Origin of the sequence: Rossellomorea sp. KS-H15a, from assembly GCF_024195245.1 — a bacterium.
Taxonomy (GTDB): domain Bacteria; phylum Bacillota; class Bacilli; order Bacillales; family Bacillaceae_B; genus Rossellomorea; species Rossellomorea vietnamensis.
Genome location: NZ_CP096886.1, coordinates 148,843 through 170,874 on the forward strand (window position 1 = coordinate 148,843; position 22,032 = coordinate 170,874).

The window sequence follows — 22,032 nt, forward strand, 5'->3', positions numbered from 1 at the left end:
AACCCGCTTATAATTCAACTCAATTGTTAATCGAAACGTTTCACTAAAGGTAAAAAAATAAACGAATGAATCGTCATACGGAGGGTCTATCAATGAGGGAAAACAAGCTGCTTTCACTATTGAAGCAAATGACATTGGATGAAAAAATCGCCCAGCTTATGCAGTTGGCCACACCTTTTTTCAAAGGAGCGAAAGAACAGGGCCAAATCACCGGACCTATGGCTGAAATGGGAGTGACCGGGGAAGTTGTTCAAAACAGCGGTTCCGTCCTCGGAGCATCGGGAGCGAAAGAAATCATCAATATCCAGCGCACGCACATGGAAGAAAACCGGCTGGGAATCCCGTTATTATTCATGTCCGATATCGTCCATGGATTTAAGACGATTTTTCCTGTCCCACTCGCCATCGGGTGTTCCTGGGATCTGAAGTTAACCGAAAAGAGCGCGGAGATTGCAGCAAAGGAAGCTTCCGTTTCAGGTGTTCATGTCACGTTTGCTCCGATGGTCGATCTTGTCCGGGACCCTCGATGGGGAAGAGTGATGGAATCGACGGGGGAAGATCCATTCCTCAATAGTCAATTCGCACGTGCCTTCGTCCGTGGTTTCCAAGGGGAGGAATTGACGACGGAAGTCGAACGGGTGGCGGCGTGTGTGAAGCACTTTGCTGCTTACGGCGCACCTGAAGGCGGACGTGATTATAATACTGTCGATATGTCTGAAAGAGAGCTTCGTGAGAATTATCTGCCTGCCTACCAGGCTGCCCTTGAAGAAGGCAGTGAAATGGTGATGACCGCCTTTAACACCGTCTTCGGTATCCCGGCAACCGGAAACAAACGGTTGATGCGGGATCTTCTCCGGAAAGAGATGGGATTTGACGGCGTGCTTATTTCCGATTGGGGAGCCGTGAAGGAAATGATCCCCCACGGTGTCGCAGAGAACGAAAAGGAAGCAGCATTAAAGGCGATTACGGCCGGTCTGGATATTGAAATGATGACCACCGCTTATGTGAGCCACTTAAAAGAGCTTGTAGAGGAAAAAATGGTGGAAGAATCACTTATTGATGAAGCCGTTCTCCGAATCTTACAACTGAAACAAAAACTGGGACTGTTTGAAAATCCGTATCGCGGAGCAAACGTGGAGCGTGAAGCGGAAGTCGTCATGAGCGCAGAACATCGAAACGCCGCTCGGGAGCTCGCGGCCAAATCCTCCGTCCTATTGAAAAATGAACAAATCCTCCCTCTTCATAAGGAACAAAAAGTGGCCCTCATCGGCCCGTTTGCAGAGAGCGGGGACATATTGGGACCATGGTCGTGGCTTGGATCCAGAGATGAAGCCGTCACTGTGAAGGAAGGATTCCTTTCGAAAACGAGCTCCTTGACGGTCTCCAAAGGCTGTGACATCGAAAGCATCACTGACCTGCAAGTGGAAGAAGCGATGAAAGCCGCCAGTGACGCGGATGTGATCGTATTGGCATTAGGAGAAGATTCGGAAATGAGCGGTGAAGCCGGATGCAGAGCGAACATCCAGCTCCCTTCTGCTCAGTTACAACTTATCGGGCTTCTGAAATCATTGGATAAGCCGATGGTCGCTGTCCTGTTTAACGGACGCCCCCTTGACTTACACGGCGTTTTGGATGAAACCGACGCAGTGTTGGAAGCCTGGTATCCAGGTACGGAAGGAGGAAATGCCATAGCCGATTTGTTATATGGAGACGTGAATCCTTCAGGACGTTTAACCATGTCCTTCCCTTATCATGTGGGACAGGTGCCTGTTTATTATAACCATTTCAATACAGGCAGACCTCAAGGGGCACCCGATGCACAGGAACGGTATGTCTCGCAATACCTCGACATCCCGAACGACCCGATGCTGCCATTCGGGTTCGGCTTAAGCTACACCACTTTCACCTATTCCGGCATGACGTTATCCCGTGAAACGATGAGTGATACACAGTCCGTGGATGTTTCCATTCAGGTCACAAATGATGGGTCCGTTGCAGGGGAAGAAGTCGTACAGCTCTATATCCGCGATCACAGCGGAGAAGTGATTCGCCCAGTAAAGGAATTGAAAGCTTTCAAAAAAATCAGCCTGAAGCCGGGAGAAACGACAATCGTCACGTTTACGATTTCGGAAGAGCAATTAAGATATCATCATTCTGACCTTCAATATACGAGCGACCCAGGTAAGTTTACCGCTTTTATCGGAAGAAACAGCAAAGACGTCACGGAGAAAACATTCACACTGACAAAATAGAAGAATCGAGGCGAAAACGATGCATTCACATGTTCAAGTAACATCAGGGGATCTTCAATTTGAATTTTTAAAAACCGGTGACCTTTTCACCGTCACACATAAACAAAATATGATCAATCAGTTAATGACAAACCCGATCGACGGCTCACTCAATAATCTCTATCTGCGTATTCATGAGGCTGCAGGAATCCACTCCATCCCTCTGATCGGGGTGAAGTCATCAAGCAACGTTCAGTTCGCTGAATCACAGGTCAAATGGACGGGATCATATGAAACGATTTCCTATGAAGTCACATTCACCTTAACAGGTAAAGGCATATGGTTCTGGGATGTGAGGCTGGATGGGACGGATTCTGACGTGGACGTCATTTACGGACAGGACCTCGGTCTTGCAGACATTGGGGCCGTTCGTTCCAACGAAGCCTATATGTCACAGTACATCGACCATAAAGTGTTCCAGGATGAAAAGAAAGGCTACGTCCTTTGCTCCCGGCAAAACCAGCCCCAATCAAACGGATTCCCATATGTTCAACAGGGATCCCTAGGAAGGACAATCGGCTACTCCACTGACGGATTTCAATTTTATGGACTGACATATAAAGAGACGAACGAACCTGAAGCGTTAAAAAGTGCAACCCTTGCAAATGAAGTCTATCAATATGAGTTTGCTTATTCAGCGCTACAATCAGAAAAAATACCACTGAACGGGTCGACGCACATTGTTTTCTACGGCGCCTTCAAAGAAAATCATGAAACCGCCATTTCTTCACTGGAGTTTCAGGAAGAAATAGAAGCCGCTTGGCAAGAAGCGGAACAGGTTCATTCTGAATTCGCTCCATTAAAAGAGCAAGTACGTTTGAACCCGGAATTCGGTGATCCACTTCCTTCTCTATCCATGACCGAGGAAGAAGTCGGAGCCTATTTCCCTGCCAGACATAATGAAGAGCGCGAAGGAGATTCACTCCTCTCCTTCTTCACAGAAACCCATGAACATGTCGTATTGAAAGAAAAAGAATTGATGACGGAAAGACCCCATGGGCATATTCTGATGTCAGGCCAGAACCATCAACTGAAAGAAGATACCATCACCACCACTTCATTCATGTATGGATTATTCAATTCACAGCTCGTTGTCGGCAACACGTCCTTCAACAAGATGATGACGAATCAACGAAATCATCTGAACGTGATGAAAACGTCCGGTCAGCGAATTTACATCGAGTCGGGCGGATCGTATCGATTACTTGCCATGCCGTCCATGTTTGAACTTGGATTCAACTATGCCCGCTGGTACTATAAAACGGCTGATGATACGATCATCGTCACTAACTACACCGTCGTCGATTCACCGGAAATCACGCTTCATGTGGAATCAAAAAACAACCGTCACTACCGCTACCTTGTCACGAACCAGGTAACGATGAACAACCACGAATATGAAGTCGGGTTTCATGTGGAAGAAGAGGAAAATGGGTTGAAAATAACGGCAGACCGTCAATCTGAGAGCAGCGGGACTTTCCCGGGATTAAGCTATCGAATGAAAGTCGATGGTGCCTCCATCGAGGTCGGAAATGAAGAAAGAATCGCACAGAATGTCGAACAAAATTCCGCATCACTGATCGTGATGGATGTAAGTGAAACAGCCGTGTGGAAGATGACGATCCAAGGGTTGATCCACGGGGAAGAACGATCGTTTACAAAACGGGATATGCAAGGCGAAATCGAAACGTATCGCGCCTATTATCATCAGGTCATGAACGGATTCAAACTCTCATTAGGGGAGCAAGTACCCGCGGAATTGGAAAAAGTGAATGCACTCGCATGGTGGTACACCCATAATATGCTCGTGCATTATTCCGTCCCCCACGGACTGGAACAATACGGCGGAGCAGCTTGGGGAACCCGCGACGTATGCCAGGGGCCGACGGAATACTTCATGGCGACTCAAAATTATCAATCGGTCAAAGAAATCATTCAAACCGTCTACTCCCATCAGTATGAAGATGACGGAAACTGGCCGCAGTGGTTCATGTTTGACCGGTACTACAAATTCCAGCAGGACGACAGCCACGGGGATATCATCGTCTGGCCGCTGAAAGTCGTCGGCGACTACATTGCAGCTACGAACGATTACAGCATTCTGAACGAAAGAATCCCATATACAGAACGGAACGGATTTGGTTTTACTGAGGAAAAAGAAACACTGCTTCACCATATTCAAAAAGAAATCTCCTACATCAAGGAGAATTTCCTCCACGACACCTTCTTATCTTCCTATGGTGATGGAGATTGGGACGATACCTTGCAGCCTGCCAACGCTCAATTGAAGAAATACATGGCAAGCAGCTGGACCGTGGCCCTTACGTATCAGGTACTTGTGAAATTGGAAACGGTCCTTGAAGGTACATTCGAGGAGGAAGCACAGGAAATCGGTGCATTGGCACGTGGGATACAGAAGGATTTCAACACCTACATTCTAAAGGATGAGGTCATCCCTGGGTTTGTTTATATGGAAGAGCCGGGTAGCCCAGAGTTCATGGTCCACCCAACAGATACAAAGACCGGTATTCATTACCGCCTGCTGCCCATGAACCGGAGCATCATTTCAGAATTATTCACACCTGAGCAGGCAGACTCTCATTATCAGTTGGTCAAAGAGCATCTGTACTGTCCCGACGGCGTGCGCTTGATGAATCGTCCCGCCAAGTATGAAGGTGGAGTAAGTACACACTTTAAACGTGCCGAACAGGCTTCCAATTTCGGCCGTGAAATCGGACTTCAATACGTCCACGCTCATATCAGGTATGTAGAAGCCATGGCGAAGCTCGGGAAAACCGATGAAGTGTGGCAAGGATTACAAATCATCAACCCGATCGGTCTGAAAGACATCGTCCCGAACGCGGAAAGAAGACAAAGCAATGCATACTTCAGCAGCTCGGACGGTAAATTCGATACCCGTTATGAAGCACAGGAACGTTTCAACGAACTCCGTGACGGAAGCGTACCCGTGAAAGGCGGATGGAGAATCTACTCCAGCGGACCGGGAATCTATATGAACCAGCTGATTTCAAATTGTTTGGGTGTTCGTCAGGAAGGGGAAGATTTGATCATCGATCCCGTGCTGCCAGACCATCTAGTTGGATTGAGAATGGACTTCGAGATTATGAACAACCCTGTTACGTTTGTTTATCACCTTGGGAAATCTGATACAAAACGGATTGTGGTAAACGGAGAGGAAGTTCCTTTTGAACCAGTGACCAACCGTTATCGTCAAGGCGGGGTTAAATTGGAAAAGCAGGAGCTTAAAAAATGGCTTCATAAGGAATCCAATATCATTGAGCTATTCATCTAGTCACTAATAGAGCGAGGGGATTCTCCCCTCGCTCTTCTTATTTGTTATAACAAATCGTCACTCGTCAACACATCCAACTCCCTCAACCGCTGCTCACAATAAGAGGAATTCTCTTTCAAAAATGAATCAACATATGCCGGATGACACATAATCTCAAGCGTCTCCCCCTCACTCCGGCTGCCTAAAATCCGCTTCAATCCTTCCACAGACACCCCTTCGCCATAAAAATCCATGGAAAACCGATCGGTCAACCGATTCATTCCTTCAATATCATTTCCAAATGCATTCCTTACCGGCACTCCATACCTCTCTGACAATCTCTTCACTACGGGGATCAAAGGAGGAAAGCTATGGACATGATGATGACTATCCATATGGGAAAGGGGCAGGCCGAATGATAAAAATCGATCGATCTGGGTCTCCCATTCCAGTTCAACCTGATCCACATCGATTTCTTTTTCTTCGAAAATCCTGCTCGTATACCGAAAAAATCCACTTTCATCTATCAGCGAAGAAACACCACCGGATGCCGGTCTCCCACAGGTCAGCGTCAAATGAATGCCCACCTGTAACTCCGGATAAAGCCGGGCTAATTCCACGGCATGCTCCGTTCCTGGCATGTTCACAAGCATCGTCGCAGAGTTGACGATTCCAAAACGGTGACTATCCATTATCCCGTAATTCACCCCTCGACATAACCCAAAATCATCGGCATTGATGATGACGTTTCTCACAATCCCCCATCCCCTTTTCTCTTTTTCTCTAATAGGTTCTTTCGACAAGAAAACTCGCTTTATCTCCTCTAAATACGGCTTTGGAAAATTCAATGACGGAGCCGTCTTCAACATAAGCAGTGGTTTCGATCATAAAGCATGGTGTCCCCTCTGGTACCTCAAGCTTCTCGGCCACTCGTTCATCCGCTAAAAACAACTCGATCGTTTCGACGGTTTTTTTAATGGTCAACTCAAACTGTGTTTCCAGTAATTTATAAAGGGATTTCTCACACTCTTCTTTATCAAGTCCCGGTGTCTTGTACCAAGGAAGGTACGCCACCTCATATTGCAGGGGAAGACCGTCGGAATAACGGATCCTTTCCAATCGATTGACCGGGTCTCCATTTTTCAGCTCCAGTGCCTTTTCCACTGTGGATTCGGCTGGAATCACATTCAGGCTGATCACTTTGATCTTCGGCCTTTTCCCCTGTAATCGCAATTGTTCTGTATAGTTGTCGATCGTGGAGGAAAGGATTTGACTGACTTTTTGTTCAGCGACAAAGGTTCCCCTTCCCTGTTCCCGATACACGTAGCCTTCAAGGGTCAGCTGCTGGAGAGCCGTCCGGATTGTCGTCCGGCTGACATTGAACTTGTCACAAAATTCTGCCTCTGTCGGCAATTTTGTATTCGGCTCGTATTCTTTATTTTTAATCATTTCAATGATTTCTTCCTTCACATGTGAATGCAGGGCTTTCGGTTCTTGTGTCTCTTTCATTCTGTTTCTCCCTTCCACTTTCTTCCTACATTTGTTATAACACATTCACGTTCATTTCTCTATTCCTATTCATTTTATCATAATAACCAATTTGTTATTACAAATAAATAGATAATAGTCATAATCTTTAAATTTGTTACTACAATATATAGACGAGTATAAATTTGTATGATACATTATAAAAAATAGAAATCGCTTTCATGATGAAAGGAGCTCGACAGAATGTCACTAAAGGTTGTCATAATCGGAGGCGGTTCAAGCTATACCCCCGAAATCATCGAAGGATTCATCAAGAGACATCGTCATTTCCCAGTCTCTGCGATCACCCTGGTGGATATTGAAGCCGGAAAAGAAAAGCTTGAAATCGTTGGGCAATTTGCTCGTCGAATGATCAGGAAGTCAGGTGTATCCATTGAGTTGGAGTGGACTCTTGACCGTCAGGGAGCCCTTATCGATGCTGACTTTGTGACGACACAGATCAGGGTGGGAGGCCTCTCTGCCAGGGAAAAGGATGAACGGATTCCGTTAAGCCACGGAGTCATCGGTCAGGAAACCAATGGAGCAGGCGGGATTTTCAAAGTCCTCCGTACCATACCGGTCCTGATGGAAATTTGTCATGACATCCAGAAGGTTTGTCCCAACGCATGGCTCATTAATTTTACCAATCCAGCAGGCATCGTCACGGAAGCATTACTGAAATACAGCCCTCATAAAAAGGTCATCGGGGTATGCAATATCCCCTTCAACATGAAAAACAGCGTGGCTGAAATGATGAATTGCCCGGCTAATGACATACAAATCGAATTCGTCGGGATGAATCATTTTGTGTTTGGAAAAAGGGTTTGGATGAGTGGCAAGGAGGTCACCGGTCAGGTTTTACAAAAACTGATCCATCAAGAAGGAGATTATTCTCCCGCCAACATCGTCTCACTCGGGTGGTCAAAGGAATTTCTGCAAGCCCTCGGGATGCTTCCCAATCCTTATCACCAATACTACTTCCAAGGGGCAAAGGTATTGGAGAAGGATCTTCAAGCCTATCGCGAAAATGGTACACGGGCAGAGGTTGTTCGAAAAGTTGAAAAAGAACTTTTCATACAATATAGGAAAGAAGAGTTGAACGAAAAGCCAAAAGAACTGGAAAATCGGGGAGGTGCCTATTACAGTGATGCTGCCTGCAGCCTGATGGAGAGCATCCACAACAACACCGGCGACATCCAAACCGTTAACACGATGAACAACGGATCTATCCCGGACCTTCCAAACGACGCCGTGATCGAAGTGAACGCCGTCATTACGAGGGACGGACCTCAACCGCTGACGGTCGGACCGCTTCCTCCATCTATCAAAGGAATCATCCTGCAGATGAAAGCGTTCGAAGAGCTCGTCATCCGGGCTGCAAGATCCGGAGAGTACACCCATGTCTATCAGGCCATGGTGATGAATCCATTAGTACAGAACGAAGGGGTAGCAAGACAGCTGGTCGATGAATTATTGGAAGCTCACAAAGAGTTTCTGCCGCAATTCAATTAATCTAGCAAATGGGGGAAAGAAAAATGAGTAAAGTAATGGGGTTTATGGAAAGTAAATTTATGCCTGTTGCAGGCCGGATCGGGTCACAAAGGCACCTGGTCGCCATCCGGGATGGATTCGTTTCGATCATGCCATTAATTATCGTCGGATCCCTTGCCGTGTTATTGAATAACCTGCCTATCGACGCCTTTCAGAACTTCATGGTGTCTGTATTCGGGGAAAGCTGGAAATCCGTCGGCGGGAATATGTGGAATGGGTCCTTCGCGATCCTCGGACTGCTCGTCGCCGCCTCCATCAGCTATCACTTAGCGAAATCCTATGATATTGACGGGCTGGCCGCGGCATTGGTGTCGATTGCGTCACTCATCATCCTCACACCGGTCACAGAGGATTGGGGAATATCCTATGCATGGACCGGCGCCCAAGGAATCTTCGTCGCCGTCATCACGTCTATCCTTGTCACAGAATTATTCAAAGTGTTGATTCGTTCGAAGTTTACGATCAGTATGCCGGACGGGGTCCCTGAAGGGGTCATGAAATCATTCAAAGCCCTGATTCCGGCCACGATCATCCTGATTCTTATTGGTCTCATTCAAGCTCTCTTAACTTCTTTTGCAGAAAAAAGTTTATTTGAAATCGTTTTTACGTTGATCCAAGAGCCGTTACAAGCTGTTTCGAACTCACTGCCATCAGCCATCGTCGTCGCATTCCTAAATCATTTCTTATGGTTCTTCGGCTTACACGGCACAAATATTTTAGGTCCGATCATCGAACCGATCTACCTGCCTTTAATTGAAAAAAATCAGCAGCTTTTCGCAGCCGGCACCAGTGCCTTCGACGTTCCGTACATCGTCACCAAGCCATTCTTTGACGCGTATGTGTACATGGGTGGTTCAGGAACGACCATCGCCCTGATCATCGCCATCTTCCTTGTGGTGAAAACGAAACATTACCGTACTGTCGGAAAACTTTCTGCCGCACCCGGGATCTTCAATATCAACGAACCGGTCATCTTTGGGTTACCAATCGTATTGAACCCACTTATGTTCATTCCATTTTTACTGGCTCCTGTTGTCCTGACGGTTACGTCTTATCTGGCTTTAAGCCTGGGGATCGTACCAAAAACCGTGGCGATCGTTCCGTGGACGACACCGCCAATTATTAGTGGATACCTGGTGACAGGGGGATCCTGGACGGGAATTGCACTTCAACTGGTGAATCTGACCATCGCTACACTTATGTACATCCCATTCCTTCTCGCATCTGAACGTGCTCAATTAAAGAAAACCAATGAAACGAGTGATAAAATCGCATGACGTTAACGTTGGAAGAAATCTCATTTCATATCATCTTGCATGCCGGCAACGCCCGCTCTTCCGCCATGGAAGCGATGCAGTCTGCCAAGAAAAAACAATTTGACATAGCAGAGAATAAAATGGCCGAAGCTGCGAATGAAGTTCACAAGGCCCATCACTATCAAACTCAATTACTACAAAAAGAAGCTAGCGGTGAAGGAGAGAATCCTACGATTCTATTGATTCACGCTCAGGATCATCTCATGAACGCCATCACCGTCAAAGAGCTGGCCCAGGAAATCATTGAAATCCATCAGAACAGGTAAGGAGTGCTTCATATGAATATCATGCTGGTCTGTTCAGCAGGAATGTCGACAAGTATGCTCGTACAAAAAATGCGGAAAGCCGCTGAAGAAAAGGAACTTAAGATCACGATCAATGCCACATCCGAAGCGGACTTAAGCAATCATCTAGATAAACTGGACGTGATCCTGATCGGCCCTCAAGTACGCTATCTATCTTCTAAAATCATTGAAAAAGCTGAGCCCTATGGGATTAAAGTCGATGTCATCGATGGGATGCATTATGGAATGATGAATGGGGCGAAGGTGTTGGAGCAGGCAGAGGGATTGTTAGGGGAATAACCCATTCATAGTGAGAGCGACCCAACATGGGTCGCTCTTTTTCCACGAAAAAAGTGTCCCCCAATAAAAGAGGACACTTCCACTCACTACATCACATCATAATCCGTCACATTACGTTCCACCACCCGGGCACCTTCCACACTCACAAATGCACCCGTCGCACTTGCGAACACATTGGTCGCAATCAGGTTGTCCATCGCGGCTTTCACTGCCACTGTATCGATCGGATCGACCGGGTCATTGATGGATAACTTCGCTGATTTCCCCGTTTCCGTTTTAAATTCCAGTTCCAATACTTTTGCCATCGTTTATACCTCCTCCCCATGTGATATCACTCACTTTCTCTTACTCATTAATGTCAAAACTCTGGAGCTTCTCAATGTTGAAAAGCGCTTTGGATGAAAGACTTGCGATGGATAATGCCGCACTGTTCATCTCATCGGCTGATGCCAGGGCATTGATGTAGCTGTAGGATTTGTACGCAAACTTAGGTTTCCCTTTCTCATCAAGTCCGTCATTGTAAGCGAGACGAATTCTCGTCGACTTCAGATCCGCTGTTGCCATGTGCCTCACCTCCTTTCACCCTTTATATAGGGAATGGGGAGGAGGAAAGACACCCTGCATAAAAAAGTTATTTTGTCATGAAACTGTTCCCATTAGAATAGATTAGGTAAATATGTCCAGTAGAAATGGAGAACGGTATGATGATTGAACCTATAAGCGTTGTCATTCCCACTTACAACAGACCATTATTCTTGTGTGAGCTATTGGAAAGTATCATTCGGCAGACACATCGGCCGCTGGAAGTGATCATAGTGAACGATGGGGGTGAGAATGTGGATTTTGTGAAGCACCTCTATCCGGAATTAGAGATGACTATACTGAATCCATTCCCGAAACCACATCACGTAACGGCCAGAAACCTGGGTATTCAGGCTGCAAGAGGCTCATATATTCTTTTATGTGATGATGACGACATGCTGCTTCCCCAGCATATTGAAGAATCGATGAAATTAATGAGAGAAGAAAATGTGGATTTCGTGCATAGTGACGCTGAAATATTTGATTTCAGCGTAGAAAATGGCGTTAGAGTTCCCATGAGTCAAAAGCTTTTTGCCTATCACTATACGTTAGACGACATGAAGAAATTCTCGACCTACATCCCCTCAGGAACAATTTATCGACGAGATATCCATCAAGTCATTGGGCATTTAGATCCTGAGATGAACAACTACTGGGATTGGGACTTCTTTTTGCGGGTGTACGAGACATTCAATATACGAAGGTTGCCCATGGCAACGGTCCTTTACGCGTACGGCCACACGAGTAAATCTGCGGCCCCCGCTAAAATGCGTCACTACCTGGACAAACTTTGTGCCAAACATAACTTGAACCCACTCCCCACCAAAAACTTCTGGACCCTGCTCCAAGAACCGGAACTACTCGCGCGGAAAGCATCCTCTTATAGAACATGGGACGGCCAACCAATCCGCTCCCGATATAACAGAGGGACGGACCTTCACTCCTAGCACCAGCTCCTAGGAATAAAGGTCCGTCCCTCAAATATTTTATGCTTCTATTTCCCGATAGTGCTTCCTGCGAAGGATGCGAAATCTGAATGTGAGATAAAGGATGGTCCCTCCCATGGCAACGAATAAGAAGATGAGGGTGAACATCACATTATGCCACATGAACGCATAATCCCCTGTGGAGATGATGGCCCTGAACGCATTGATCGTATACGTCATCGGTAAGAAGTTTGAAAAATGTTGCAGGAATTCAGGTACCAATTCGATTGGATAAGTTCCTGCACTGCTCGTCAATTGTAAAATCAGGATAAGAATCCCGATGAATCGCCCTGGATTATCAAGGGATGTCACCAGGAATTGGACGATGGATAAGAACGTCCAACTCGCAAGGATACTCATCATGATAAAGAGCGGGATACTGGTCACTTCAAGGCCGAGTCCCCATAAAAGAATAGAATCTGCGAGTAGTGCCTGGAACACCCCGGCGAATATGAGTACACCGAATTTTCCGATGAACCATCCGAATCCGCTTCTCGGTGTGACAGCCGGTTCCCTCATCGGGAAGATGATCGAAATTACGAGCGCTCCGACAAACAAACTGAGTGACAGGAAGTACGGGGTGAAGCCCGTTCCATAGTTCGGCACATCGTGGATCGGCTTGTCTGTCAAGGTGACTGGTTTTGCGAACATATCATAGATATCGTCATTGGCGTTGACGTCATTCGCATCCTCGGCACCGTCTGCAAGCTTGTTTTTCAGCTCGGATGATCCATCCGTCAGTTTATTGAGGCCGTCTGTCAAATCGGTTGAACCGTTTGAAAGTTCGCCGAGACCGGATGATAAGTCCGTGGATCCGTTCCTCAGTTCTCCCAGTCCGCTCATGAGATCCTTGAATTTGGATGAGAACATCCCCAGTCCTTCCGACAGGTCATTGGATCCTTTTGAGAGCTCTCCAAGTCCGTTATACAGTTTCCCGGATCCGTCATATAAGCCGCCGAGACCGTTGACGAGCTGATCGGAGCCTGTAGATAAGCGACTCGTTCCATCAGCCAGATCAGATGATCCTTTGGCGAGTTTCGCGGATCCTTCTTGAAGGGCATCGGTTCCATCGTCGAGTTTTCCGAGGCCGGTTGTTAAGACGGTGCTTCCGTTTACGAGTTGCTGAACCCCTTTTTGTGCATCTGCCAGCTTCTCTCCAAATGTGGAAAGACCGGCAACGAGTTGATTTTGACCATCAGCCAGTCGTTCTGCCCCATCTGCAAGCTTTTGCTGACCGTCTGTAATTTGATTAAATCCGTTCAAGATTCCTGATTGGCCATCAGACACCTCTTTAGCACCCGATGACAGATCTTCGGATTTAGACTGCAGCACCGTTGCGTTGTCTGACAGCTGCTGCAATCCTCCACTTACCTTTTGGCTGCCTCCCGTCAATTGACTAAGAGATGATTTTAGTTCTTGCAGCCTTTGCTTCTGAGCAGGATCCTGTTCCTGTTCAATCAGGGCGTCGACATTGGCCGTTGCTTCCTGAAGCCCTTGACTGACCTTATCTGATCCTGCTTTTGTCTCGCTGGCACCGTTTTTGAAATCAGTGGCTTTGCCAGATAATAAGTCTGCCCCATCTGCCACCTTTTTTGACCCTTCTGCCAAAGCTGGTAGATTACTATTCATTTCATTTAAACCAGCCAGTGACTGATGAAGGCCACCTGCAAGATCCCCGGCTCCTTTTTGTGAGTCCTTCGCCCCGGTCAGAAGTTCTCGATTCCCTTCTGTCATTTGCGAGAGGGCTGCATCAAAGGATTGTAGGCCATCCGATACTTTTTTAGAGCCGGCGTAAGCTGAATCGACACCTGTTGAAAAAGCAGTCGACTTCCCTGCGAGTTCCTGAAGCTTTTCATTTAACGTTTGAGCTCCGCTATTCACGCTGTTGATCCCGCCGTTCAGGTCTTTGGCGCCGCTTTGTGCTTTACCGATATTTTCTTTCAGTGCACCTGCCCCGCTTTGGGCTGAGTTGACGCCATTTTCAAGTTTATTCGCACCCGACGCAACGGATCCGACCCCGTCATCGAGTTTATTCGCTCCCGATTCGGCATCTCCCAGTCCGTCCGACAGTTTATTGGCGCCTTCATGGGCCGAATCGATCCCGTCATGAAGGTCATCGGAACCCGATGTGGCATCGCCAAGCTTATCATTCATCTCTCCAGCGCCATCACTGGCTTCAGTCAGTCTTTCACCGATCTCCTTAATTTGATCAAACATCTTTTCGGCATAAGTTTTAGTAACCTCACCCGATACCTCTTCTTTAATTTTCTCAATCGCAGAGTCTCCTATTTTAGAAGAAAGATAGTTTGAGCCTTGATTAGCCGTATAGACCAATTCCAATTTCTCTGGGTGAACATCCTCGAGGGTCGTCGCTTTTTCAGAGAAGTCTTCCGGAATTTCGATTTTCAAATAATACTCCCGGTTCTCAAGGCCCTTATCTGCTTTCTCTTCATCTACGAATCTCCAATCGAATTTGTCGTTTTCTTTCAAATCTTCTACAAAATCTTTTCCTATTGTCAGTTCTTCACCGTTAAACTCGGCACCCTTATCATTATTGACGACGGCAACAGGGAGCTGATCCACCTGTCCGTACGGATCCCAGAATGCCCATAAGAATGTCCCGCTGTATAACACAGGAATAAACAATACGGCTAAGACGGCAATCAACAGGGTCTTATTCGTAAAGATGTTACGAAATTCACCCTTCAGTGAATGCAATCCTTTCATTTTACCAACCCTTTCGAATATATGACTATCTTCACCATTTGGTCAAAAGGACTCTAAAAAAGAAAGGACCATTTACGTGGATAATCCTTTCAGTAAATAATCCTCCATGATTGCGGCAATTTTTTCAGACGATAGTGGCGGGTGATTCCGTTCCCAATCGGACACAAGGGAAATGTATACCTTCAACAAAATAAATGAAATGATTTCCGTATCACAAGGTTTGATCTGCCCACTCTCCATAGCCCGATCAATCTTGCTCTTCACATAGGCGATCAATTCATTTTCAATATGATGAAGCATTTCCTCTACAGCACGGGTACCGATCTGTTTCTCTTCCTCGATCAGCTTCAGCATCAACTGATGATCTGTCCGGTACTCAAGAAGCGTAATCAATGCCTCGTGGACATTTTCATAAAAGCTGTTGTCAGGTTGGATGGCAAGATCTGCTGACGATTTCATTTCCCTTACCATGCTATACACGATTTCCTGGAACAGTTCATCCTTATTCTTAAAGAACGTGTAAATCGTCCCTTTCCCGACATTCGCAAGCTTCGCTACCTGATCCATCGTTGTCGCCTTATATCCGAACAGCGAAAAAGACTTCGTCGCCGCTTCCACAATCAACTCTCTTCGATCAATAGACATCCCTTTTCATAACCCCCTGACCAAATCAGTGTTTCGTTCAAACCCATTCTAAAACCCACTATAACATCTTACCGGAATAGATTCAAAGATGAGAGTGACGGACCTCCATTCCTAGCACCAGCTCCTAGGAATAGAGGTCCGTCCCTCAAATGTTAATACAGTTTTCCCTGTCGATATAGGACCGTCGAGAGTTTCATGACGGAGTGGATGTAGCAGTTCTGGCGGAGTGGGAATGGGTCTCCGAAGAAGAGTGGCAGGACGGTGTCCAGGGTAGATTTCATTTTGTCGTAAAGGAGGTTGAAGACTTCTTCCTCTGTGTAGAACTGGGTTTCTCTGCCCTGCAGCCATTCGAAGTAGGAGACGATCACCCCGCCCGCATTGGCGAGGATATCGGGGATGATGATGACCCCTTTATCACTTAAGTACGAATCCGCTTCTGTCGTGATCGGCGCGTTCGCCCCTTCGACGATGATTCCAGCCTTCACTTTCCCTACATTATCCTTATGCACCTGATCTTCAAGGGCAGCAAGCATCAGGACGTCCACATCCAAATAAAGGACCTCATCACGCTCTTGAATTTCCGCCTTCACGCCCATTTCCTTCAACTGCCCATCCTCTGTAGGCAGGTCACCCTTATTCTTCATCGTGAACTCGACCAGAGCCGGAATATCAAGGCCATCTGCATTGTACAATGTCACATTTCTGTCGCTCACCGCTACCACTTTATTTTGCAGATGGGTGGATTGATGGGCTTCAAGGGCAGCAACCGACCCGACGTTCCCGAATCCCTGGACGGCAATCGTCAGGGGTCTGTCCTCGTAATTAAGGGCTGTTTTCGCAAACACATTATCCGTCTTCGTCAGCAGGCTCTTCTGTTCCTTCACGAAATTATGGACGAGATAACGGAATGTAAAGAACACGCCTTTCCCCGTGGCTTCCCGGCGGCCAAGGGACCCGCCATTCACGACGCTTTTCCCGGTAAAGCTTCCTCTATAGGGCATTCCGGGACGAATGCTCTTGTATTCGGCCATCATCCAGTCCATTTCCCGTTCACCGGATCCCATATCAGGAGCCGGGATATCCTTATCAGGTCCGAGGATATCACTGAAGTACTGCACATATTTCCTCGCGATCAAATGAAGCTCCTTCTCGGAATACTCGCGGGGATTCAGGATGATCCCGCCTTTCCCGCCTCCGAACGGTACGTCATGGAGGGCATTCTTCAAAGTCATCAACGACGCCAGGTTCACAACCTCTTCCTCATTCACTGACTCATGAAAACGGATCCCTCCCTTATAAGGTCCGAGGGCATTGTTATGCTGAACCCGGAACGCCGGGATCCGGACGACTTTCTCATCATCCAGCGGAATCCTTAAATACGATTTATGTACGTGATTAGGCGTCGACAGGATCGACGTCAATGACGTAAACGCTTTCTTTCTGTTCTCACCTTTCACTTCCGGCAAAAATGACTGGTCCTCTAGTAACGCATCCAATGATTTTTGAACGATATTTCTCGTTTGGCTGATCAAATTCGGTCCCTCCTATTGGTTTTAAGAAAATATTGGTATTTAGTATAGGGTTACCCTCTTTAGAGTGGTTAAAAACGACTAATTTCTTATGCAGCATGGAAATTTCACTATGATAAAAGCCACACATTGCTATGTGTCGCTTGGAGACTTATGAATGTGAATCATCTCCTTGAGTAGCAAAAAAGAGACATACCCGAAAAAAACAGGATGCCTCTTTTCACCTTACTCTTACCAACTATGATAAACGATTGTTCCATTTTCTACTTTTAATAATTCCCCCGAGTCCCCTTCCTCGACAATATAAGGTTCTCCGCTCTGGATGACAGTATCAACCAACGCAGCGAACTCTTCCCTTGTGTACTGCTTAGACTGAAAGGACATCAAGTCGATAAAAAGGTCTTTATACTCCACATTGGCAGCTGATACGAGGGAAACGGTGGCGATGATTTTCCTTCCGATGATGACATTCGATACATCCGAGTTTGGAGTATAATAAAACCGCGCTCCATATCTTCTCGCAATGTCGTCATATCCTTTTCCGATTTTATAGATACTGAAATCACGACTTAGTTTAAATGTATGGCCGTTAGGATCTGTCATGGTAAATTCCATCGGGTACAGCTCATCTTCCGGATTACTCTCATCTACGCTTTCTTCTTTTTCTTTTGTCGCAGGAACGCTTGAGTTCACTTCTTTCGGTTTTGAAGCTTGTTCTTCTCTGCGCTTTTGGGCCACTTTCTCTTCTTCCTTACGCTTATTCTCTTCAGCTTCTGCCTTTGCTTCTGCATTTGCCACTAGCTGCTGAAACTCAGCTTTTGCCGTGTTGATTTCTTTTTCCATCCCGGCAGCCATTTTTTTGTTTTCCAGACGGTTAACCTGGCTCATGACATCCTCTGACTTTTGTTCAAATTCTTGGGCATCCACCGATTGTTCCACTGCCATTTTTTTAAGGTCTTGAACATCCTTTTGGAGACTCGTATAGTTCTTAAACTCTTTCTCAAGGGAATTCATCTGGGCGGAATATTTAGATATGAATGCTATAAGGGAAGCATTTCCCCTTTGATTAAATTTCTTTGAAATTCCAGTCAGATCACTTTTCAACCGTGATATTTTCTCACCTAGATCTTTTTCAAACACGTTTTGAGAAAGAACTTTGTTCACATCATTGATTTGGTTTTGGAGCTCATTGACCTGAGGTACGGCTTGATGATAGATATCTATTTCCCTCATCATGGAGGACAACTCTTCTTTGTCAGAGGATGCTTCCACCTTTTCCAATGATGATTGAGCCGACTTCATTTTGGACTCTTTTATCGGATTCAACAATTGCCCTTCTTCAGTACTCTGCAGATTCCCTTCCATCTCTTCATAAACCGCTTGGATTTCCTTCTCTGCCAGAACATATTGTTCTTGTTCCCGCTCTTTCTCTGTTTCTGAAATGATATAAACGGTAAGTAATGAAAATACGAAAATACCAAGTGCTGCTGCAACGAGACCACCCCATTTACCCCCTTTCCATATTCCCCTCTTAGAAGGTGATGTAGGCTGATGATTGAGAAGGGTTGTATGAATCCGTTCTTTCGCTGATTCGTTCATTTGTAAGGGTGGAAGCTCTTTTTTTATATTTTCTTCGTTAATTTTCTTCATTTATTTCTCCTCCTGTTATGGATTGCAATTTTTTACACGCCCGGTGAAACGTGATCCGGACTTTATTTTCCGTCCACCCGAGAATCGAAGCTGTCTCCTTTACGTCAAAGCCATTTATTCCTTTTAGAATCAAAACATCACGATAATTGGATTTTAGTTGATTGATAGATGACAAAAGCTCCCGACTACCTTCGTTTAGAAAATATAAAGATTCAGGGGTTTCTAATGAGGCGCCTTCATGGCTAATGGGTGAAAATGAAGTAAAGGACCACTTACACCTGTTCCTTTTTCTAAGTTCATCCAGCGCAAGATTTCTTGCAATGGAGTATAACCACGTTTTCGGATTGGCTTTCCCTTCAAATGCTTCTATTGAGTTAAGTGCCCGAATGAACACTTCCTGAACCAGATCTTCCACATCTCCAGAACCCATGCGATAGACAAGAAACGTATAGATGGAATCACTGTAATGTTGAAACCAATCTGCAACCAACCTATTGTCAGACATCCCATTCCCCCCGTTTTTCCTTTATATACATTAGACGATTCTCACCCTTCAAATATTTCATTTATTTGGATATTTTTTCATTTTATTTACAAATTCATCATTTAGATTGACAAGCCCTTCCTTTTTCTATCCTTTTACCAAAATAAAGGAAACCTTGACAACCTCCCCCAATATACTATAATTGTATTATTTATATTCCGACTAAACTAATAAGAATTATAAGATAAGAGGTGATGAGATGTTCATCAAGATCAACCATTTAAATAAGCAATATCTTGATAAGCCGGGTAAGCCCACTGATGTGTTAAAAGAGATCAATCTCGGGATTGATAAGGGCGAATTCGTATCCATCCTGGGACCATCGGGTTGCGGGAAGTCCACCCTTCTTTCGATTGTGGCGGGATTGACCGATTCTACATCCGGAGAAGTCCTTGTAGACGGAAATCCGATAAAGAAACCCGGAAAAGACCGGGGCATGGTCTTCCAGCAGGCTGCGCTGTTTCCGTGGCTGAATGTCCGGGACAACGTCACTTTCCCTTTAAAAAAAGAAATGTCCAAGAAAGAGGCAAGAGCCCAGGCAGCCAAATACTTACATATGGTCCAGCTCGGAAACTATCAGGATCATTATCCCCATGAGCTTTCTGGAGGAATGCAGCAGCGGGTGGCCATCGCCCGTGCCCTCTCCATGAATCCGGAGATCCTGCTCATGGATGAACCATTCGGCGCCCTGGATGAACAGACACGCTCCCGCCTCCACCATCAGCTTGAAACAATCTGGATGGAAACGAAGAAGACCGTCCTGTTCGTCACTCACAGCATCTCGGAGTCTATCAAGCTATCAGACCGGATCATCGTCATGGGGACCCGGCCCGGAACGATTTTAGCAGATATCAAAGTGGACCTCCCCCGTCCACGAGATGCCCATAAAGAAGAAATGGTAAAAATCGAAGAACATATCATGAGCTATTTAAAGAAGGAAATCGACAAAGTGATAAGTGAGGAATTGGCCTATGAACACAGCTCTTAAACGCACCATCTTCTTTGCCCTCATCATCGGTCTTTGGGAATCCGGGTCACGGTTTGGATTATGGACAGAGGTTGTCCTCCCTTCTCCCACTTCAGTCTTCGATGCCTTATATACAGGAATTGCCGATCAAACCTTGATCATCGACCTGATCGCGAGCTTCAAACGGCTCTTCATCGGTCTTGGAATTTCATTAATCATCGGCACAAGCATCGGCGTACTCCTAGCAAAATCAAAAACCGCCGACGATACGCTTGGATCTTTGCTCCTCGCATTTCAGAGTGTGCCGAGCATCGTCTGGCTGCCCTTAGCCATCATGTGGTTCGGACTAAATGAAAAAGCCGTCATATTCGTGGTCATCCTCGGGGGAACATTCGTCATGGCCCTGAATATCCGGATGGGAATCAAAAACGTCTCCCCGCTCTTTTTGAAAGCCGCACAAACGATGGGCTCAAGAGGATTGGACTTATTCATCCGGGTCATCTTCCCGGCGTCGATCCCCTATGTGGTCACCGGATCGCGCCTTGCCTGGGCATTTGCCTGGCGGGCACTGATGGCAGGCGAACTCCTCAGTACCGGTCCGGGGCTTGGATACACGCTCCGCTACGCCTCAGATTTCGGTGACATGAGCCTTGTGATCGCCGTCATGATCATCATCGGTGTCATCGGGGCCATCGTCGATCAATTGCTTTTCCAGCGCATCGAGAAATCCGTCATCAAACGCTGGGGATTGGAATCATAAACAAATTTGCGGGTTCACCCGCACTTAGGAGGATGAATAATGAAAAAAACATTTTTACTACTCACGATTTTCTTCACATTCCTTGGGGTTCTCGCTGGCTGCGGGACAGAAAAGAGCTCGGGCGACGTCAGCAAAAAAGTCGTCATCGGCTACTTCCCGAATATTAACCACGTACCGGCCATGGTGGCGAAAGACAAAGGATTTTATGAAAAAGAACTGGGTGACGGCACGAAGGTGGAATACAAAACGTTCCCGGATGGTTCTTCGTTCATGACTGCCTTGAAAACCGGTGACATCGATGCGGGTCTTGTGGGACCTGGTCCAGCTATGAATAACTATATGACTGGTGCCGACGTGAAAATCATCGGCGGCGGATCGACGGGAGGGACCGTGGTCCTTGCGAGTAAAGAAAGCGGCGTGAAATCCGCAGAGGATTTTGCAGGCAAATCGTTCATCACTCCGGCTGTCGGCTGTACCCATGATGTTCAAGTGGAAACGTTCCTTGGCGAACACGGGATCGAGTCCCAACGCATCGGGGGCACGATGAAGCACGTAACGGGGAACCCTGCCCAGTATGCAAATATGCTGAAATCAGGTAAAGTCGACATTGCCGTCGCCCCTGAACCTTGGGCAGCCGTGATCCAGCAAGAAACCGGGGCAAACATCATCATCGATCATGATGAAATTTCCTTCGGGGAAACACTTCCTGCTTCCGTACTCGTGGCATCAGGAAAATCGGTTAAAGAACATCCGGACACGATTCAAAAAATCGTCGATGCCCATAAAGAAGCGACTTCATTTATCGAAGAAAATCCTGAAGAAGCAAAAGAAATTACGATTAAAGATGTAAAAAAAGTCACAGGCCAGGAACTGAGTAAAGAAGTCGTCGACCAGGCATGGGAACGAATCGGATTCACCTACAAAGTGGATTCAGACGCCGTCCAGGCATTCGCCGACTCATCCTACGAACTCAAATTCCTGAAAGAAAAACCGGAATTCACCGATCTAATCGACAAACAATTCATCGACTAACGAGCAAGGTCCGTCCCTCCAAATTGAGGGACGGACCTCTATTATAGAA

The 22,032-nt window shown here is 46.3% G+C and carries 19 protein-coding genes; 10 read left to right on the top strand and 9 right to left on the bottom strand.

Annotated features, from left to right (window positions below; genetic code table 11):
* Positions 1-92 precede the first annotated feature (92 nt).
* Both M1J35_RS00635 and M1J35_RS00640 read left to right on the top strand, forming a co-directional pair.
* Positions 93-2,252, top strand: a complete 2,160-nt coding sequence (locus M1J35_RS00635) for a glycoside hydrolase family 3 N-terminal domain-containing protein (protein WP_254652463.1) — start codon at positions 93-95, stop codon at positions 2,250-2,252.
* 19 nt (positions 2,253-2,271) lie between these two features.
* A complete protein-coding gene (locus M1J35_RS00640) occupies positions 2,272-5,604 on the top strand; it encodes a GH36-type glycosyl hydrolase domain-containing protein (protein ID WP_254652464.1) in 3,333 nt (1,110 codons plus the stop codon).
* Between the two features lie 44 nt (positions 5,605-5,648).
* On the opposite strand, the gene chbG is transcribed toward M1J35_RS00640, so the two are convergent.
* Together chbG and M1J35_RS00650 are read right to left on the bottom strand one after the other, a co-directional pair.
* Entirely contained in the window at positions 5,649-6,338 is a 690-nt protein-coding gene (gene chbG, locus M1J35_RS00645; protein ID WP_254652465.1) for a chitin disaccharide deacetylase, read from the bottom strand.
* Between the two features lie 28 nt (positions 6,339-6,366).
* Complete coding sequence (locus M1J35_RS00650) at positions 6,367-7,092, bottom strand: GntR family transcriptional regulator (RefSeq protein WP_159362917.1); 726 nt, start codon at positions 7,090-7,092, stop codon at positions 6,367-6,369.
* Positions 7,093-7,314: 222 nt separating this feature from the next.
* On the opposite strand from M1J35_RS00650, the gene M1J35_RS00655 reads away from it, so the two are divergent.
* Genes M1J35_RS00655 through M1J35_RS00670 form a run of 4 tightly spaced genes read left to right on the top strand, consistent with a single transcriptional unit; the run spans position 7,315 to position 10,561 of the window.
* On the top strand, positions 7,315-8,622 hold the full coding sequence (locus tag M1J35_RS00655; RefSeq protein ID WP_254652466.1) for a 6-phospho-beta-glucosidase: 1,308 nt from the start codon (positions 7,315-7,317) through the stop codon (positions 8,620-8,622).
* A gap of 23 nt (positions 8,623-8,645) precedes the next feature.
* Complete coding sequence (gene celB / locus M1J35_RS00660; RefSeq protein ID WP_254652467.1) at positions 8,646-9,938, top strand: PTS cellobiose transporter subunit IIC; 1,293 nt, start codon at positions 8,646-8,648, stop codon at positions 9,936-9,938.
* Positions 9,935-10,243 carry a PTS sugar transporter subunit IIA gene (locus M1J35_RS00665; RefSeq protein ID WP_254652468.1) on the top strand — a complete coding sequence of 103 codons (309 nt, stop codon included), beginning with the start codon at positions 9,935-9,937 and terminating at the stop codon, positions 10,241-10,243. Before celB ends, M1J35_RS00665 begins: the two co-directional genes overlap by 4 nt.
* Before the next feature lie 12 nt (positions 10,244-10,255).
* The gene (locus M1J35_RS00670; RefSeq protein WP_254652469.1) at positions 10,256-10,561 is read left to right on the top strand and encodes a PTS sugar transporter subunit IIB; all 306 of its coding nucleotides are present in this window, start codon (positions 10,256-10,258) and stop codon (positions 10,559-10,561) included.
* A gap of 86 nt (positions 10,562-10,647) precedes the next feature.
* Here the strand turns inward: M1J35_RS00670 and M1J35_RS00675 are convergent, their stop codons facing one another.
* Both M1J35_RS00675 and M1J35_RS00680 read right to left on the bottom strand, forming a co-directional pair.
* Complete coding sequence (locus M1J35_RS00675) at positions 10,648-10,866, bottom strand: DUF2922 domain-containing protein (RefSeq protein WP_224521840.1); 219 nt, start codon at positions 10,864-10,866, stop codon at positions 10,648-10,650.
* A gap of 40 nt (positions 10,867-10,906) precedes the next feature.
* Entirely contained in the window at positions 10,907-11,125 is a 219-nt protein-coding gene (locus M1J35_RS00680) for a DUF1659 domain-containing protein (protein WP_224521839.1), read from the bottom strand.
* A gap of 137 nt (positions 11,126-11,262) precedes the next feature.
* Between M1J35_RS00680 and M1J35_RS00685 the strand changes: the two genes are divergently transcribed.
* A complete protein-coding gene (locus tag M1J35_RS00685) occupies positions 11,263-12,090 on the top strand; it encodes a glycosyltransferase family 2 protein (protein WP_371928704.1) in 828 nt (275 codons plus the stop codon).
* 39 nt (positions 12,091-12,129) lie between these two features.
* On the opposite strand, the gene M1J35_RS00690 is transcribed toward M1J35_RS00685, so the two are convergent.
* The 5 genes from M1J35_RS00690 to M1J35_RS00710 form a co-directional block, all read right to left on the bottom strand.
* Positions 12,130-14,856 (bottom strand): YhgE/Pip domain-containing protein, encoded by a 2,727-nt coding sequence (locus M1J35_RS00690; RefSeq protein WP_254652470.1) that lies wholly within the window; start codon positions 14,854-14,856, stop codon positions 12,130-12,132.
* Positions 14,857-14,928: 72 nt separating this feature from the next.
* A complete protein-coding gene (locus tag M1J35_RS00695; RefSeq protein WP_159362924.1) occupies positions 14,929-15,501 on the bottom strand; it encodes a TetR/AcrR family transcriptional regulator in 573 nt (190 codons plus the stop codon).
* A 152-nt stretch (positions 15,502-15,653) separates the two neighbouring features.
* Positions 15,654-17,033: a Glu/Leu/Phe/Val family dehydrogenase gene (locus M1J35_RS00700; RefSeq protein WP_254652471.1), complete on the bottom strand. Its 1,380-nt coding sequence runs from the start codon at positions 17,031-17,033 to the stop codon at positions 15,654-15,656.
* A gap of 228 nt (positions 17,034-17,261) precedes the next feature.
* Complete coding sequence (locus tag M1J35_RS00705) at positions 17,262-18,680, bottom strand: coiled-coil domain-containing protein (protein WP_254652472.1); 1,419 nt, start codon at positions 18,678-18,680, stop codon at positions 17,262-17,264.
* Positions 18,667-19,185, bottom strand: a complete 519-nt coding sequence (locus M1J35_RS00710) for an RNA polymerase sigma factor (protein ID WP_061810397.1) — start codon at positions 19,183-19,185, stop codon at positions 18,667-18,669. The genes M1J35_RS00705 and M1J35_RS00710 overlap by 14 nt, the downstream gene beginning before the upstream one ends.
* A gap of 238 nt (positions 19,186-19,423) precedes the next feature.
* On the opposite strand from M1J35_RS00710, the gene M1J35_RS00715 reads away from it, so the two are divergent.
* The 3 genes from M1J35_RS00715 to M1J35_RS00725 are packed head-to-tail and all read left to right on the top strand — an operon-like array spanning position 19,424 to position 21,983.
* Entirely contained in the window at positions 19,424-20,212 is a 789-nt protein-coding gene (locus M1J35_RS00715; protein WP_254652473.1) for an ABC transporter ATP-binding protein, read from the top strand.
* A complete protein-coding gene (locus tag M1J35_RS00720) occupies positions 20,196-20,951 on the top strand; it encodes an ABC transporter permease (RefSeq protein WP_254652474.1) in 756 nt (251 codons plus the stop codon). The genes M1J35_RS00715 and M1J35_RS00720 overlap by 17 nt, the downstream gene beginning before the upstream one ends.
* A 39-nt stretch (positions 20,952-20,990) precedes the next feature.
* Complete coding sequence (locus tag M1J35_RS00725; RefSeq protein WP_254652475.1) at positions 20,991-21,983, top strand: aliphatic sulfonate ABC transporter substrate-binding protein; 993 nt, start codon at positions 20,991-20,993, stop codon at positions 21,981-21,983.
* The last annotated feature ends 49 nt before the right edge of the window (positions 21,984-22,032 follow it).

What these genes read in the sequence shown, in the direction of transcription:
- celB (WP_254652467.1), top strand. Translation starts at nt 8,646, where the DNA reads ATGAGTAAAGTAATGGGGTTTATGGAAAGTAAATTTATGCCTGTTGCA.
- M1J35_RS00685 (WP_371928704.1), top strand. Translation starts at nt 11,263, where the DNA reads ATGATGATTGAACCTATAAGCGTTGTCATTCCCACTTACAACAGACCA.
- M1J35_RS00710 (WP_061810397.1), bottom strand. Translation starts at nt 19,185, where the DNA reads ATGTCTGACAATAGGTTGGTTGCAGATTGGTTTCAACATTACAGTGAT.
- M1J35_RS00690 (WP_254652470.1), bottom strand. Translation starts at nt 14,856, where the DNA reads ATGAAAGGATTGCATTCACTGAAGGGTGAATTTCGTAACATCTTTACG.
- M1J35_RS00665 (WP_254652468.1), top strand. Translation starts at nt 9,935, where the DNA reads ATGACGTTAACGTTGGAAGAAATCTCATTTCATATCATCTTGCATGCC.
- M1J35_RS00655 (WP_254652466.1), top strand. Translation starts at nt 7,315, where the DNA reads ATGTCACTAAAGGTTGTCATAATCGGAGGCGGTTCAAGCTATACCCCC.
- M1J35_RS00715 (WP_254652473.1), top strand. Translation starts at nt 19,424, where the DNA reads ATGTTCATCAAGATCAACCATTTAAATAAGCAATATCTTGATAAGCCG.
- M1J35_RS00725 (WP_254652475.1), top strand. Translation starts at nt 20,991, where the DNA reads ATGAAAAAAACATTTTTACTACTCACGATTTTCTTCACATTCCTTGGG.
- M1J35_RS00640 (WP_254652464.1), top strand. Translation starts at nt 2,272, where the DNA reads ATGCATTCACATGTTCAAGTAACATCAGGGGATCTTCAATTTGAATTT.
- M1J35_RS00670 (WP_254652469.1), top strand. Translation starts at nt 10,256, where the DNA reads ATGAATATCATGCTGGTCTGTTCAGCAGGAATGTCGACAAGTATGCTC.
- M1J35_RS00680 (WP_224521839.1), bottom strand. Translation starts at nt 11,125, where the DNA reads ATGGCAACAGCGGATCTGAAGTCGACGAGAATTCGTCTCGCTTACAAT.
- M1J35_RS00635 (WP_254652463.1), top strand. Translation starts at nt 93, where the DNA reads ATGAGGGAAAACAAGCTGCTTTCACTATTGAAGCAAATGACATTGGAT.
- M1J35_RS00650 (WP_159362917.1), bottom strand. Translation starts at nt 7,092, where the DNA reads ATGAAAGAGACACAAGAACCGAAAGCCCTGCATTCACATGTGAAGGAA.
- M1J35_RS00675 (WP_224521840.1), bottom strand. Translation starts at nt 10,866, where the DNA reads ATGGCAAAAGTATTGGAACTGGAATTTAAAACGGAAACGGGGAAATCA.
- M1J35_RS00720 (WP_254652474.1), top strand. Translation starts at nt 20,196, where the DNA reads ATGAACACAGCTCTTAAACGCACCATCTTCTTTGCCCTCATCATCGGT.
- M1J35_RS00705 (WP_254652472.1), bottom strand. Translation starts at nt 18,680, where the DNA reads ATGAAGAAAATTAACGAAGAAAATATAAAAAAAGAGCTTCCACCCTTA.
- M1J35_RS00695 (WP_159362924.1), bottom strand. Translation starts at nt 15,501, where the DNA reads ATGTCTATTGATCGAAGAGAGTTGATTGTGGAAGCGGCGACGAAGTCT.